This is a genomic window from Pseudonocardia sp. ICBG162 (assembly GCF_020496225.1).
Classification (GTDB): Bacteria; Actinomycetota; Actinomycetes; order Mycobacteriales; family Pseudonocardiaceae; genus Pseudonocardia; species Pseudonocardia alni.
Map to the genome: position 1 here is coordinate 48,453 of NZ_JAHLJD010000031.1, position 14,210 is coordinate 62,662.

The 14,210-nt window shown below is 74.9% G+C and carries 12 protein-coding genes; 2 read left to right on the plus strand and 10 right to left on the minus strand.

Annotated features, from left to right (window positions below):
- Nucleotides 1-14: 14 nt before the first annotated feature.
- The 3 genes from KPL60_RS25180 to KPL60_RS25190 are packed head-to-tail and all read right to left on the minus strand — an operon-like array spanning nucleotide 15 to nucleotide 4,735.
- Nucleotides 15-1,538, minus strand: a complete 1,524-nt coding sequence (locus KPL60_RS25180; RefSeq protein WP_226367407.1) for an aldehyde dehydrogenase — start codon at nucleotides 1,536-1,538, stop codon at nucleotides 15-17.
- A gap of 42 nt (nucleotides 1,539-1,580) precedes the next feature.
- Entirely contained in the window at nucleotides 1,581-2,978 is a 1,398-nt protein-coding gene (locus tag KPL60_RS25185) for a phenylacetate--CoA ligase family protein (RefSeq protein ID WP_226367408.1), read from the minus strand.
- On the minus strand, nucleotides 2,975-4,735 hold the full coding sequence (locus tag KPL60_RS25190; protein WP_226367409.1) for a thiamine pyrophosphate-binding protein: 1,761 nt from the start codon (nucleotides 4,733-4,735) through the stop codon (nucleotides 2,975-2,977). The genes KPL60_RS25185 and KPL60_RS25190 overlap by 4 nt, the downstream gene beginning before the upstream one ends.
- A 114-nt stretch (nucleotides 4,736-4,849) precedes the next feature.
- Here KPL60_RS25190 and KPL60_RS25195 point away from each other — a divergent pair, with 114 nt between their 5' ends.
- Complete coding sequence (locus KPL60_RS25195) at nucleotides 4,850-5,536, plus strand: GntR family transcriptional regulator (protein WP_226367410.1); 687 nt, start codon at nucleotides 4,850-4,852, stop codon at nucleotides 5,534-5,536.
- Between the two features lie 103 nt (nucleotides 5,537-5,639).
- Nucleotides 5,640-6,956: an MFS transporter gene (locus KPL60_RS25200; RefSeq protein WP_226367411.1), complete on the plus strand. Its 1,317-nt coding sequence runs from the start codon at nucleotides 5,640-5,642 to the stop codon at nucleotides 6,954-6,956.
- Between the two features lie 389 nt (nucleotides 6,957-7,345).
- Here the strand turns inward: KPL60_RS25200 and KPL60_RS25205 are convergent, their stop codons facing one another.
- The 7 genes from KPL60_RS25205 to KPL60_RS25235 all read right to left on the minus strand — a co-directional run bounded on the left by KPL60_RS25205 (nucleotide 7,346) and on the right by KPL60_RS25235 (nucleotide 14,143).
- The gene (locus KPL60_RS25205; RefSeq protein ID WP_226368232.1) at nucleotides 7,346-8,380 is read right to left on the minus strand and encodes a methionine synthase; all 1,035 of its coding nucleotides are present in this window, start codon (nucleotides 8,378-8,380) and stop codon (nucleotides 7,346-7,348) included.
- A 333-nt stretch (nucleotides 8,381-8,713) separates the two neighbouring features.
- Nucleotides 8,714-9,160 (minus strand): nitroreductase/quinone reductase family protein, encoded by a 447-nt coding sequence (locus tag KPL60_RS25210; RefSeq protein ID WP_226367412.1) that lies wholly within the window; start codon nucleotides 9,158-9,160, stop codon nucleotides 8,714-8,716.
- A 101-nt stretch (nucleotides 9,161-9,261) separates the two neighbouring features.
- Entirely contained in the window at nucleotides 9,262-9,723 is a 462-nt protein-coding gene (locus tag KPL60_RS25215; protein ID WP_226367413.1) for a nitroreductase family deazaflavin-dependent oxidoreductase, read from the minus strand.
- 202 nt (nucleotides 9,724-9,925) lie between these two features.
- Nucleotides 9,926-11,008, minus strand: a complete 1,083-nt coding sequence (gene mnmA, locus KPL60_RS25220) for a tRNA 2-thiouridine(34) synthase MnmA (protein ID WP_226367414.1) — start codon at nucleotides 11,006-11,008, stop codon at nucleotides 9,926-9,928.
- A 3-nt stretch (nucleotides 11,009-11,011) separates the two neighbouring features.
- The gene (locus KPL60_RS25225; protein WP_226350162.1) at nucleotides 11,012-12,220 is read right to left on the minus strand and encodes a cysteine desulfurase family protein; all 1,209 of its coding nucleotides are present in this window, start codon (nucleotides 12,218-12,220) and stop codon (nucleotides 11,012-11,014) included.
- A gap of 67 nt (nucleotides 12,221-12,287) precedes the next feature.
- Nucleotides 12,288-13,379, minus strand: coding sequence for a 1-acyl-sn-glycerol-3-phosphate acyltransferase (locus KPL60_RS25230; RefSeq protein WP_226367415.1), 1,092 nt, complete (start codon nucleotides 13,377-13,379; stop codon nucleotides 12,288-12,290).
- Entirely contained in the window at nucleotides 13,376-14,143 is a 768-nt protein-coding gene (locus KPL60_RS25235) for a GNAT family N-acetyltransferase (protein ID WP_226350631.1), read from the minus strand. The genes KPL60_RS25230 and KPL60_RS25235 overlap by 4 nt, the downstream gene beginning before the upstream one ends.
- Nucleotides 14,144-14,210 lie beyond the last annotated feature (67 nt).

A 14,210-nucleotide genomic window follows, 5' to 3' on the forward strand; every position in this document is an offset into this window, starting at 1 on the left:
GTGGGTCTCCTCTCCTACAGCGGGGCGCCGGCCCAGTCGCTGCCGGCGCGCAGCGACGGGTCGAGGTTGACGCTGACGTGCTTGACCTGGGTGTATCCGTGGACGGCCTCGAGGCCCTCCTCGCGCCCGGTGCCGGACTGCTTGTGCCCGCCGTGCGGGGTCATCGGCAGCTCGCCGAACCAGTCGTTGATCATCACGCCGCCGACCTGGAGCCGGCGGGCCGTGGAGAGCAGCCGCTTGATGTCGCTGCCGAGCAGCACCGCGAACAGGCCGTAGATCGAGTCGTTGGCCGCCTCGACGAGCTCGTCCTCGGTGGTCCAGGTGTGCACCGAGGCGACCGGGCCGAAGATCTCCTCGCGGGCGATCCGGGCGTCGTGGGCGACGTCGACGAACACCGTCGGCTCGACGAAGTAGCCGCCCTCGGGCGCTCCGGCGGGGCGGCCGCCGCCGTAGTGCAGGGTGCCCTCGGTCTTGCCGATCTCGATGTAGTCCCGGACGCGGTCGTACTGCTTCTGCGAGACGAGTGGCCCCATCTGGGTGCCCTCGGCGAAGCCGTCACCGACCTGGGTCTGCTCCAGGCGGGTGGTGAGCTTCGCCAGGAACTCGTCGCGCACGTCGGCGTGCACGAACAGCCGGGTCCCGGCGACGCAGACCTGCCCGGTGTGCGAGCAGAACCCCTGCACGGCGGCCTCGACGGCGTCGTCGAGGTCGGCGTCGGGGAAAACGATCGTCGGGGACTTGCCGCCGAGCTCCAGGTTGACCTGCGCGACGTGGTCGGCGGCGAGCTTGGCGACCGTCTTCCCGGTCTCGGTGGAGCCGGTGAAGGTGATGCCCGCGACGTCGGGGTGCGCGGCCAGCGAGGCGCCGGCCTCGGTGCCGTAGCCGGTGACGACGTTGAACACGCCGTCCGGGAAGCCCGCCTCCTTGACCAGCTCGGCGAACTTGAGCGCCGACAGCGAGGTGTCCTCGGCGGGCTTCACCACGCAGGTGTTGCCGAGCGCGAGCGCCGGGGCGCAGGACCGGACCATGATCAGCAGCGGGTAGTTCCACGGCACGATGTGCGCGGTCACGCCGAGCGGCTCGAGCAGGGTGAACGACAGCTTGTTGCCGGGCACCTCGATGGTGCGCCCGCCGACCTTGTCGGCCAGGCTCGCCCAGTAGTCGAGCCACAGCGGGATGGCGCCCATGAGCTCGCTCGCCTTGGCGAGGTAGTGCCCGGAGTCGAGTGCCTCCAGCCGGGCGAGCTCGTCGGCGTGCTCGGTGACCAGCGCCGCGAGGTTGCGCAGCAGCGCGGCGCGGGCGATCGCGTCGGTGAACTGCCACTCGACGGCGACCCGCTTCGCCGCCGCGACGGCGCGGTCGACGTCGGTGCCGTCGGCGCGCGGGACCTCGGCGATGGTGCGGCCGGTGTTCGGGTCGACGGTCGGGAAGGTCGCGCCGGCCGCGGCCGGGACGAACTCGCCGTCGACGAACATCGCCACCTGGTCGGCGGTGCGGGCGTCGCTGTCGAGGGTCAGTGCGTGGGTGGTGACGGACATGCTCGGTGGCCTCCTTGCCACGGGGGTACAGGGATCGCCTGTTCAGGGACGCTTGGTGTGCTCGCGCTCGTCGATGACGCGGCGGGCCTTGTGCTCGCTGCGCTCGTAGGTGTCGGGCGCGACGACCTCGACCCCCACCCGCAGCCCGACGACGCGGTGCAGCCCGCTCCCGGCGGCGCTCTCGAAGCGCTCGGCGTGCTCGGGCGCGCACTCCGCCTTGACGACGATCTCGTCCATCGAGCCGGTGCGGGTGACGTGCACGCGGTGCTCGCCGCCGTAGCCCTCGATCTCGCGCAGGACGTTGTCGATCTCGGTGGGGTACACGTTCTCGCCGCGGATGTGGATCATGTCGTCGATCCGGCCGTAGACCCCGGCGGGCAGCCGCGGGTAGGTGCGCCCGCAGCCGTTGGTGCCCATCTCCCAGCGGGTCAGGTCGTTGGACGCGAGCCGGATCATCGGCTGCGAGGTGCGCTCCAGGTGCGTGTAGACCGGGGTGCCCTCGTCGCCGTAGGGGACGGTGCGGAAGGTGGCCGGGTCGCAGACCTCGTGCCAGACGATGTCCTGCCACAGCAGCATCCCGTCCGGGCTGCCCTGCGTGGCCGACGCCGACATGAACGGCGTCATCTCCGCCATCGTGCCGCAGTCGACGACCCGGGCCCCGAAGGCGTCCTCGATCGCCTTGCGGACCGTCGGGACCGAGGCTCCAGGCTCGCCGGAGAAGAACATGACGTCGATGCCGAACTCGCGCGGGTCGACCTTCTCCTGCTCGGCGACCTCGGCGAGGCGCAGCGCGTAGGACGGCGTCGAGTAGAACGCCTTCGGCGTCGTGCGGGCCAGCCACTGCACGGCCCGGGCGGTCATCCCGGAGGCACCGGCGCCGTAGGGGAACACCTTGCAGCGCAGGCGTTCCGCTCCGGACATGGCGCCCCAGGAGCCGAGGTAGAGCGAGAACAGGGCGGAGACGAACACGGTGTCGCCGGGACGCACGCCCATCCCCCACAGGATGCGGGCGTGGTTGTCGGCGATGACCTCCCAGTCCCGGCGGCCCATCGCGAACGCGGTCGGGGTGCCGGTGGTGCCCGAGGTGCCGTGGATGTGGTGCAGCTCGGCGTCGTCGACGCAGACGTAGTCACCGAACGGCGGGGCGTTCTCCTGGGAGGCGCGCAGCTCCTGCTTGGTGACGACCGGGACCTGCTCGAACGCCTCCCAGGTGGTGACGTCACGGACGTCGAGCCCGGCCTCGTCGTACTTGCGCCGGTAGAACGGTGAGCTGTCGTAGGCGTAGCGCAGGACCTCCTGCAGCCGGACCAGCACCGCGGCGTCGCGCTCGGCGGGGTCCATCGTCTCCCGGTGCGGGAACCAGTACGGGCTCTCCGGGTCCGGCAGGTAGCTCTGGTCGTAGCCTGCCGGGAAGTGCCACTCCTCCATCTGCGGGCTCATGCCTTCCTCCGCTCGATCTCGGCGTCGTTCCAGGGGGTGAGGGCCTGGTAGTCCGGCACCCAGCCCAGGCCCTTGCCCGCGTCGGGTGACGGTGCGTCGCGGCTGGTCACGACGTCGATCACGGCCGGAGCGTTGGCCATGGCCCGCTTGAGCGCGTCGGCCATCTGCCCGGGCTCGGTGACCCGCTCGCCGTGCGCGCCGAGTCCCTCGGCCAGCCGGGCGTAGTCGTTGTGCTCCAGCTCGGTGCCGACGACGAGGCCGTAGTTCTCGGCCTGGTCGTAGCGCTCGATGTTCCAGGCGGCGTTGTTCGAGACGATCACGACGATCGGCGCACCGTGCCGGACGGCGGTGTTGACCTCCATCGCGTTGATGCCGAACGCGCCGTCACCGGTCACCGTGATCGCCGGGCGGTCCGGGTTCGCGAGCGCCGCGGCGATCGCGAACGGCACGCCGACCCCGAGGCAGCCGAACGCGCCGGCGTCGAGGTAGCGGGCCTGCGGCGGGACGCCGAGCCGGGCGAAGGACAGCAGGTCCCCGCCGTCGGCGACGACGGTCGCGCCGTCGAGGTCGATGTCGTGCAGCGCGGCGAAGATGTGGTTCGGGTGCATCAGGCCGTCGCCGCCGGGCGGGGTGGAGGCGAGCTTGTCTCGGTAGCCCGAGGACCGCTCCAGGTGCGCCTCACGCAGCCCGTCGCGCCAGGTGCCGTCGCCGGCCGCGGTACCGGCGAGCTCGTCCAGGGTGGACGCGACGTCGGCCAGGATCTCGACCTCGCCGCGCCGGTTGTCGAACAGCTCGCTCGCGGTGTCGGAGATCCGTACCCAGCGCGCGTCGGGGAACGCGGCGGGCGAGCCGAAGCCCAGCTGGTAGTCGAGCTGACGCCCGACGGTGACCACGAGGTCCGCCTCGCGCATCGCCCGGCTCCGCATCGCCCCCACGACCGCGGGGTGGTCCTGCGGGACGAGCCCGCGGCCCTCCTGGGTGTCGAGGTAGGCGGCGCCGGAGGCGTCGAGGAAGCGCAGCAGCGCCTCCTGGGCGGTGCGCGCGCCGCGACCGGTGATCACCAGCGGGCGCTGCGCGGCGTTCACCAGCTCGGTGACGGCCATGACGTCGGCCGGGTGCGGCAGCGCGCGGCGGCGCACCGGGGCGCGCAGGTGCTCGTCGAGCACGACCGCGGGCGGCACGGTCTCGCGCAGGACGTCGGTGGGGATCTCCAGGTAGACCGGCCCGGGCTCGCCCGCGTCGCCGAGGGCGCGGGACCAGCCCTCGTCGCACTCGCGGAGCACCTCGTCGGCGACCCGCAGCGTGCGGCTCTGCCGGGTGACCGGCGCGAGGATCGCGGTGTGCGCGATGTCCTGCAACGGGTGCTTGTTGGCCTGCGGCCGCGGCGGGCAGCCCCCGATGAGGATCAGCGGGATCCGCGAGACCGAGGCGTTGGCGACCGCGGTGACGGTGTTGGTCACGCCCGGCCCCGCGGTGGCCAGCGCGATCCCCATCTCGCCGGTCAGCTCGGAGTGGGCGTGGGCCATGTGCACGGCCGCGGCCTCGTCGCGGACGTCGACGATGGCGACGCCGAGGCGGGCCAGCTGGTCCCAGATCGGCTGGATGTGCCCGCCCTGCAGACCGAACACGCGGCGGACCCCGCGCTCGTACAGGAACCGGGCCACCAGTGCGGCGGCGGTGCGCGCCTCTTCGGGCGCAGGGTGCTCGGGCATCGAGCGGGCCTCCTCGGGCGACGACGGCCGGGTGACGTACGCCACCGACTGTGGGCATACTGAATTCAGAAGTCAACCGGAAGGACTGGTGAATCAGCCGCTGGGTAAGCTCGATCCGTTGTCCCACGGGACATCTCACGGCGCGAAAGGACCGGCCCGATGACCGCCCTCCCGGCCCCGCCCTCGCGGGTGCAGCAGGTCTACGACGCGATCGTCGACGACATCTGCACCGGCAAGCTGACGCCGGGGACCCCGCTGCGCCAGGAGCAGCTGGCCGAGCGCTTCTCGGTGTCGCGCCAGCCCGTGCAGCAGGCCCTGCTGCTGCTGCGCAACCAGGGCATGCTCCGCGACTTCGGCCGGCGCGGCCTCGAGGTCGCACCGGTCGACGCCGACTTCGTCCGCCACCTCTACGGACTGCGCGCGGTGCTCGACGGCTACGCCGCCCGCAGCGCGGCCGGGCGACTGACGGCGGACCAGGCGTCGTACGGGTTCTCGCTGGTCGCAGCCGGTCAGCGGGCCGAGACCGACAAGAACTACGCGGGCATGGTCGCCGCCGACATCGACTTCCACCGGTTCGTCACCGAGCACTCGGGCAACCCGCTGCTGGTCGAGAGCGCCGCGGTCATCTGGCGCAACGTGCAGCGCGTGATGGGCGAGCTGCTGTTCCGCGGGAGCGCGCCCCGCTGGGTCTGGGAGGACCACTCGGCGATCTTCGCCGCCGTCGTCGCCGGGGACGCCGACCGGGCCGAGGCACTGGCCCGCCGACACGCCGAACACGGCGAGCAGCTCATCCTGGAGGCGCTCGCGGCCGAGCACTCCGGGGACACCGACACCGCGGCCTCCTGAGCCCCGTGTGATCGCGAGCCGGTCCCGGCCCACGGTTGACTTCTGAATTCAGAATGTCGATGGTGGTCGCCGTCGAGAACCCTCAGCGCCGAGGAGACCGGTCATGGCCGCACGTCCCGACCCCGCCCGCACCCCCGAACGCACCGCCGACGACCGGGTCTACCGGAAGGTCGCGCTCCGGCTCGTCCCGCTGCTGTTCGTCTGCTACGCCGTGTCCTACCTGGACCGGGTCAACGTGGGCTTCGCACGCCTGCAGATGGACGACGAGCTCTGGTTCTCCGACGCCGTCTACGGCATCGGGGCCGGCGTGTTCTTCGTCGGCTACATCCTCTTCGAGGTGCCGAGCAACATCGTCCTGCACCGGGTCGGCGCCCGCCGCTGGATCGCCCGCATCATGGTCAGCTGGGGGCTGGTCTCCGGGATGATGGCGCTGGCGAGCTCCCCCGGCACGTTCTACCTGCTGCGGTTCCTGCTCGGCGTCGCCGAGGCGGGGTTCATCCCCGGGATCCTGCTGTACCTGACCTACTGGTTCCCGGCACACCGCCGTGGCCGGATCACCGCGCTGTTCCTGGCGGCCATCCCGGTCGCGACGATCGTCGGCGGACCGCTGTCCGGCTGGCTGATGCAGGTCTTCGACGGCGTCGGCGACCTGCGTGGCTGGCAGTGGATGTTCGTCGTCGAGGCGGTCCCGGCGGTGCTGCTCGGCCTGGTCGTGCTGCGCAGGCTCGACGACCGGGTGGCCGACGCGACCTGGCTGACCCCCGCCGAGCGCGACCTGGTGGCGGCCGCCGTCGCCGCCGACGAGGACGCCAAGCCCGGCGCGCACGCCTCGGTCCGCGACACCCTGCGCAGCCCGGTGGTGTGGCTGCTCGGCGGGATCTACTTCGCGGTGGCGCTGGGGATCTACACGATCAGCTTCTGGCTGCCGACGATCCTGTCCCGCAGCGGCGTGCAGTCCACGGTGGCCGTGGGCCTGCTGTCGGCGGTGCCCTACCTGGTCGCCGTGGTGGCGATGATCGCGGTCGCCACGCACGGCGACCGCACCGGCGAGCGACGGTGGCACACCGCGGTCCCGACCGTCGTCGGCGGGCTCGGGCTGGTGGCGGTCGGGCTGACCCAGTCCAGCACGGTGCTCGCCCTGGTGGCGCTGACCGTCGCCGCGGCGGCGGTCTCCAGCGCCCAGGCCGCGTTCTGGAGCCTGCCCGCCGCGCTGCTGTCCGGCGTCGGGGCGGCCGCCGGGATCGCCCTGGTGAACTCGATCGGCAACGTCGCCGGAGCCGTGAGCACCTCGCTGGTGGGACTCGTCTCCGACGCCACCGGGTCGACCGCGAGCAGCCTGTACCTGTTCGGCGGGGTGCTCGTCGCGGGTGGGCTGCTGGTGCTCGCGGTGCGCCCGGAGCAGGTGAACGGGCAGCGCTGACCGGCGCGGGTCCCTCCTCACCGCGCGGTGATCCGCCCGCCGTGCGGTGATCCGTCCGCCGCGCAGTGATCCGTCCGCCGCGCAGTGATCCGTCCGCCGCGCAGTGATCCGCCCGCCGCGCGCGTCCGGACACGCGCGCGGAGCGGATCAGCGCGCGAGGATTGGATCAGCGCGCGGAGGGCGGTGATCCTCTCCGCACCGCCCTCCGGCCGCTTCACGGCGATCCACCCGCCGCACCGTGATCCCTCCGCCGCCCAGTGATCCATCTGACGCGCGGTGATCCGTTGGGCGCGCGGTGATCCGTTGGGCGCGCGCGTCCGGACGCGCGCGCGGAGTGGATCAGCTGGCGGGGGTCGGTGCATCGCAGGGCGCGCAGCGCGTGCGAGGGGTCAGCGCTCGTCGGCGGGCGGGACCTCGTCGGGGTCGGCGAAGGCCTTCCCCAGCTCGCGGGACAGGGCGAGCGCGCGGTGCGCCCAGGCCGGGGTCGCCCCGGCGAGCCCGCAGGCGGGCGTCGGGACGGCGAGCCGGACCAGGCGCGGCCGGTCGAAGCCCAGCCGGTCGGCGAGGTCGTAGCCGATGCGGGCGAGGTCGCCGATCGCCGGTTCGCGGGCCGGCGCGGTGCCGGGCAGCAGCCCGAGGAACAGCGGGACACCGCTGTCCCAGGTCTCGCCGATCGCGTCGAGGGCGCGCGGCTCGGCGGTGGCCCCGGCGAACGCCGGCCGGGTCGCGTCGATCCCGACCGCGGCCGCACCGGTCCCGGCGAGCAGTCGGATCGGCGGGCGGTCCGCGCAGCAGTGCACGACGACCGGGGCGTCGATGCCGGCGATCAGGTCCCGGAGCAGGTCCTGGGCGTCCGGCGCGGCGATCGAGCGGACGGTGCCGTAGCCGGACGCGGTCGGCAGCGATCCGGCGAGCACGGCGGACAGGCCGGGCTCGTCGAGCTGGACGACGACCGTCGCCCCGGTCCGCTGCGCCACCTCGGCGACGTGGGCGCGCAGCCCCTCGGTCAGGCTGGCGGCGAACTCGCGGACGGCGCCGCGGTCGGTGAGCACCCGGTGCCCGGCGGCGAGCTCGACCGAGGCGGCGAGCGTCCACGGGCCGGTGACCTGGACCTTCACCCAGGACGGGCGGATGCGGTCGCAGGCGTCGTCGAAGGCGTCCAGGTCGCCGGACATCAGGTCGCGGGCCCGGCGCAGGTCGCGCCCGGGGTGGGCGGTGACCCGCCAGCCGGTCGGCACGACCTCGACGGCGAGATCCACGAGCAGCCCGGCCGTGCGGCCGACCATGTCCGCGCCGACACCGCGGGCGGGCAGCTCGGGCAGCGCCGGGAACTCCGGGTTCTCGCCGGTGACCAGCGCACACGCCTCGCGGACGTCGGTGCCGGGCAGTGAGCCGACGCCGGTGCCGACGCCCGCGGGCCACAGGGCGCGGGGCGCGGCGGGCTCGGCGGGGGCGTCGTCGACGACCTCGATGCGCGGCGGGGGCGGGAGGGTCTCACCGGGACGCACGTCGCCGAGTCCGGCGGCGGCGAGCGCGGCGACCAGCGGGTCGGTGGGGTCCGGGACGGTCACACCCCCAGTGTCCTCCGCCGTCCCGTCCGGGTGCGTGCGCCCCCGGTCCGGCGTCGGCGGGCACGATCGCCGGGAGTGGAGTGCGGCGTCGGGTGGACTGCGCCTGGCGCTCCACTCCTGGTGATCACCGCAGGGCGGACACCGGTGGTGGGGTGCGGCGGCGAGCTCGGCATCGGATCCTGGCGGTCACCCCAGGGCGAACACCGGGTGGCGGGGTGCGGCGGCGGCGAGCTCGGCGTCGGTGGAGGCGGGACCGACGTCGTCGAACAGCATCCCGGCGGCCCGGCCGAGTCCGCGCAGGTAGGCGCGCAGTACGGGGACGGCCGCCGCGGCGTCGAGCTCGGTGGCGGACACCGGCTCCGCTCCCCCACGGCCGCGCAGCTCGGCGCTCCCGCCGGCCGCGCGCAGGTTGCGGACCCAGTCGGTCTCACCGCGCGGCGAGATGAGGTGGCGGGTCCCGTCGAGCAGGACCGGGGTCAGCGGGACGGTGCGGACCGTGCCGCTGCGCCGGCCGCGGACGGCGAGCACGGCCGTGTCACCCAGGGTGATGCCGCGCTGAGCCAGGGCCCCGACCAGCGGATTGAGGACGCGGCGCACCAGCAGGCCGGGTGCTCGGTAGTCACGGTCGCTCATGGCGACAGCCTCTCACCGATCACCGCGTCCGTCGCTCCGGTGATCCCTCTCCCCGGAGCCCACGGCGCCCGGGAAGGCGCTCCCGGCTCCGCGGAGAAGGATCATGCGGCCAGGACGAAGATCGGGTGACGGTGGGCGACGGCGGCGATCTCGGCGTCGGACGAGGAGGCGTCGACCCCGTCGAAGAACGCCCCTACCTCCCAGGCCCAGCGACGCAGGTACTCCCGCAGCACCGGGACGACGGCGGCTGGCTCGGTCAGCTCGGTCGCGGCCACCCGCTCGGTGCGACGGCCGACGGTCAGCTCCGCCTCCCCTGCGACGCGCAGGTTGCGCACCCACTGGGTCTCGCCGCGCGCGGCGACGAGGTAGCGGGCTCCGTCGTGGCGCAGCGGGTTGACCGGCGTGGTGCGGACCTCGCCGGAGCGGCGGCCGCGGACACCGAGCACCGCGGAGCCGGCGAGCGGGAGGCCGAGCCGGGTCAGCCCGGCGACCAGGGGGTTCATCACCCGGCGGGTGATGCGGCCGGGGGCGAGGTAGTGGATCTGAGAGCGCTGGTTCGTCATGAGAGCAGTGTTCACCGTTTGACGCACAGAAGCAAGAGCAGTGCTCTCGCTGGGGTTGGTGCGACAGGCCCGGGTTCACCGAGATGCAGGTCAGCGGGCTGGAACGGCTCCGCGCGGCCCGCTGGGGTGCATCTCGGCGCACGGGCGACGGCGGGCCGGGTCGGTCAGGTGCCACCGGCCGGACGCGGCCGGGCGACCTCGGTCAGGCCGTCCCGGTGATCGTCGCCGACCCCAGGACGACGTCGCCGTCGTCGTCGGGGCGGTAGAAGGCGACGGCCTGCCCCGGGGCGACACCGCGCAGCGGCTCGGACAGCTCCACCTGCACGGCGGAGTCGAGCGGGGTGACCGTGGCGGGTGCGGTGCCGCCGTGCGCGCGGACCTGCACGACGCAGCCGAACGGTGCGTCCGGCGCCGCGCCCGAGGTCCACACGGGGGTGCGCGCGGTGATCGCGGTGACGTCGAGCGCGGCCTCCGGGCCGACCCGCACGGTGCCGCTGACCGGCTCGATGCCGAGCACGTAGCGGGGGCGGCCGTCGGCGGCCGGCCGGTCGATCCCGAGGCCCTTGCGCTGCCCGACGGTGAAGCCGTGCACGCCGTCGTGGGTGCCGAGGGTCTCGCCGGAGGCGGCGTCGACGAGCGCGCCGGGGGCGGCGCCCAGGCGGTCGGCCAGGAAGCCGCGGGTGTCGCCGGTGGGGATGAAGCAGATGTCGTGGCTGTCGGGCTTCCCGGCGACGCGCAGCCCGAGCCGGGCGGCCTCGGCCCGGATCTCCGGCTTGGGGGTGTCGCCGACCGGGAACATCGCGTGCCGCAGCTGGTCGGCGCGCAGCACGGCCAGCACGTAGGACTGGTCCTTGCCCGCGTCGGCCGAGCGGCGCAGCACCGGCCCGGCCGGGTCGAGCCGGGCGTAGTGGCCGGTGCAGACGGCGTCGAAGCCGAGGGCGAGCGCCCGGTCCAGCACCGCCGCGAACTTGATCTTCTCGTTGCAGCGCAGGCAGGGGTTCGGGGTCTCCCCCGCGGCGTAGGCGGCGACGAAGTCGTCCACGACGTCGCGGGTGAACTCCTCGGACAGGTCCCAGACGTAGTACGGGATGCCGAGGACGTCCGCGGCGCGGGCGGCGTCGCCCGCGTCCTCCTTGGAGCAGCAGCCGCGCGACCCGGACCGCATCGCGTCGCGGGTGCGCGACAGCGCGAGGTGCACGCCGACGACGTCGTGCCCGGCGGCGACCGCCCGCGCGGCGGCCACCGCGGAGTCGACGCCGCCGCTCATCGCAGCGAGGACCCGCACGGCTCAGCCCGTGACCGACGCGGGGGTGCGACGGCTCGCGTTGCGGGCGCGCTCCACGACCGACCCGATGGCCCCGGCGACCGCGGCGACGTCGGCGGAGGTGCTGGTGTGCCCCAGGGAGAAGCGCAGCGACCCGCGGGCGGTGCACTCGTCGGCGCCCATCGCCAGCAGCACGTGGCTGGGCTGGGCGACGCCTGCGGTGCAGGCCGAGCCGGTGGAGCAGTCGATGCCGTTGGCGTCGAGCAGCATGAGCAGGCTGTCGCCCTCGCAGCCGGGGAACGACAGGTGCGCGTTGCCGGGCAGCCTGCCGGGACCGCCGTCGACCCGGGAGTCGGTGGTGTCGCCGTTCAGGACCGCGTCGGGCACCTCGGTGCGCACGACGCGGACCAGCTCGTCGCGCAGCCCGGCCAGGTGCACGCGGCGGCGCGGCGCGGCGGCCACCGACTCGACGACGGCCGTCGCCAGCCCGGCCAGCGAGGGCACGTCCAGGGTGCCGGAGCGGACGTCGCGCTCCTGGCCGCCGCCGTGCAGCAGCGGGGTGCAGGTGACCTCGCGGCCGAGCAGCAGCGCGCCCGCGCCGTAGGGGCCGCCGAGCTTGTGCCCGGTGAGGGTGAGGGCGTCGGCGCCGCTCGCGGCGAAGTCGACGTCGAGGATGCCGACGGCCTGCACGGCGTCGGTGTGGAACGGCACCCCGAACTCGTGGGCGACGGCGGCGAGCTCGCGCACCGGGTTGACGGTGCCGACCTCGTTGTTGGCCCACATGACCGAGACCAGGGCGTTCCCGTCCGGGTCCTCGGCGAGCGCGGCGCGCAGCGTCTCCGGGTGGACGCGGCCGGTCGCGTCCACCTCGAGCAGCCGCAGCCGGGCGCCCTCGTGGGTGGCCAGCCACTCCGCCGCGTCGACGACCGCGTGGTGCTCGACGGCCGAGACCAGCACCCGGGTGCGGCGCGGGTCCGCGGCCCGGCGGGCCCAGAACAGGCCCTTGACCGCGAGGTTGTCGCTCTCGGTGCCGCCGGTCGTGAACACGACCTCGGACGGGCGCGCGCCGACCGCCTCGGCGATCCGCTCGCGCCCCTCCTCGACCGCGCGCCGGGCGCGGCGGCCCGACGAGTGCAGCGACGACGCGTTGCCGGTGCGGCCGAGCGCGTCGCTCATGGCGGCGACGGCAGCGGGCAGCATCGGTGTGGTCGCCGCGTGGTCCAGGTACGTCATCGGCCTCCAGGGTAGACCCCGTCCTGACAGCGGTGCGTGCCGAACCCGTCGTGGACGACCGTCCGTCTCACACGGCCGTGGCGGTCGTGGCCGGGCGCGGGTGACGGACCCGGTCGCGGGCACGGGCGGCCAGCGCGCGCCGGTCGGTGTGCGGGCCCGGCTCGACGAGCTCGCCCACGGTGACCTCGCAGACCAGGCCGGGCAGCCGCAGCACCCGGCCGACGGTGTCGCCGAGGGTCTGCTCGCCGACGAACGCGGCGGCCGTCGTCGGCCGCCCGTCCGGGGTGGTGATCGCGACGGTGACCGGCCGGACCGGGGCGCCCGCGTCGATCGCGGCCTGGAACGGCGCGCGCCGGTAGTCCCCGGAGATCGCGCCGCACCACGTCGTCGCCTCGGGGAAGACACCGACCAGCGTGCCGTCCCGCAGCGCGTCGGCGCAGGTGGCGACGGTGCCGGGCAGCCGGGACAGGCCCTCGCGGTGCACGAACAGGGTGCCGATGCGGGCGGCGAGCGCGCCGATCAGCGGCCAGTCCCGGACCTCCCGCTTGGCGAGCATGGTGACCGGTCCGATCGCACCGAGCGCCGGGATGTCGATCCACGACGTGTGGTCGGCCACGACCAGCGCGCCCCGCCCGTCCGTGGGCGCGAGCGGCCCGCCGCGCACGACGAGCCGGACCCCGGCGGCGCGGAGCACCGCGCGGTGCAACGCCCGCAGGACCGGGTCCAGCACGCGGGCGCCGAGCAGCGCGGCGGCCGGGACGACGGTCACGGCCACCGCCAGCACCGAGAGCAGTGCCGCGGTACGGCGGGCCAGGCGCAGCGTGCCGGTCGTCGCACGCGGGGGCAGGCACTCCTGCGGGGTGCACGGCGACCAGGCCGCCCACGGCCCGCCGGGACGCCGCGACGCGGGCGGTGCCGGCGGGTGCGTGGGGTGGTCGACGAGCGGGTGCACCGGGGTCCGCAGGGCGGCGCGGGCCGGGTGGTGCACGGCACCACGGGGGTCCCCCGTCGCCGGGACCACCGGGGCAGCCGGCGGAGCGGACGACAGCACCGCGGCCCCGGCGGACGGGACGGCGGAGGCACGGCCGCGCGGACGGAACCGGCGGCGCGGGCGGAGGGGCGCGCCGGCGTCGCCCTCCGGCCCGGCGGCGAGGGTCATGCGCCCGTCACCCCGGCGGCGTCCTCGCCCAGGAAGAAGCGCAGGTAGCGCTGGTCGATGTGGTCCATCCCCAGCAGCACCGGGAAGTCCGCGACGCCGAAGTCCGGGTCGTGCGCGGGCGGCCCGCATACCCAGGTGTTCAGGCGCAGGTAGCCGCGCAGCAGCGGCGGGATGCCGCCGCCCCGGCCCGCGGGTGCGCCGGTCGGGTCCCAGGGGCGGTGCGGGACGGTGCGGTACTCCTCGGGCGCGAGGTGCTTCGCGCGGACCCGGTCCCAGACCGCGGCGGCCTGGGTGCCGCCGTCGGCGAGGGAGACGCTGGCGCAGCCGATCAGCCAGCGGTGCCCGGTGAGCAGCATGTAGCGGGCGAGCCCGGCCCACACCAGCCCGACGACGGCGCCGCCGCGGTGGTCGGGGTGCACGCAGGAGCGCCCGGTCTCGACGATCCCGGGGCGCAGCGGGTCGAGGTTGGTGAGGTCGAACTCGCCGTCGGCGTAGAGGCCGCCCGCGGCGCGCGCCCGCTGCGGCGGGAGCATCCGGTAGGTGCCGACGATCTCGCCGGTGGCGTCCTCGCGGACCACGAGGTGGTCGCAGTGGGCGTCGAAGCGGTCGACGTCGCGGCCGGGGACGGGGCTGTCGAGCCGGGCGCCCAGCTCACCCGCGAACACCCGGTGCCGCAGCGCCTGCGCCGCGGCGACGTCGCCGTCGTCGGTCGTGAGGAGCAGGGAGTACCGCCGGGCCGCGGTCTCCGGGGTCGAGACGATCACCTGGTTCACACCCGGCTTGGTACCGGCCGGGTGCGACACCCGGACGGTTCCGCGACGACACGTCGGT

Bases quoted from the DNA above. Each gene is read 5' to 3' on its own strand.
- KPL60_RS25195 (WP_226367410.1), top strand. From the start codon at position 4,850: ATGACCGCCCTCCCGGCCCCGCCCTCGCGGGTGCAGCAGGTCTACGAC.
- KPL60_RS25185 (WP_226367408.1), bottom strand. From the start codon at position 2,978: ATGAGCCCGCAGATGGAGGAGTGGCACTTCCCGGCAGGCTACGACCAG.
- KPL60_RS25225 (WP_226350162.1), bottom strand. From the start codon at position 12,220: ATGACGTACCTGGACCACGCGGCGACCACACCGATGCTGCCCGCTGCC.
- KPL60_RS25180 (WP_226367407.1), bottom strand. From the start codon at position 1,538: ATGTCCGTCACCACCCACGCACTGACCCTCGACAGCGACGCCCGCACC.
- KPL60_RS25210 (WP_226367412.1), bottom strand. From the start codon at position 9,160: ATGAGCGACCGTGACTACCGAGCACCCGGCCTGCTGGTGCGCCGCGTC.
- KPL60_RS25215 (WP_226367413.1), bottom strand. From the start codon at position 9,723: ATGACGAACCAGCGCTCTCAGATCCACTACCTCGCCCCCGGCCGCATC.
- KPL60_RS25230 (WP_226367415.1), bottom strand. From the start codon at position 13,379: ATGACCCTCGCCGCCGGGCCGGAGGGCGACGCCGGCGCGCCCCTCCGC.
- KPL60_RS25200 (WP_226367411.1), top strand. From the start codon at position 5,640: ATGGCCGCACGTCCCGACCCCGCCCGCACCCCCGAACGCACCGCCGAC.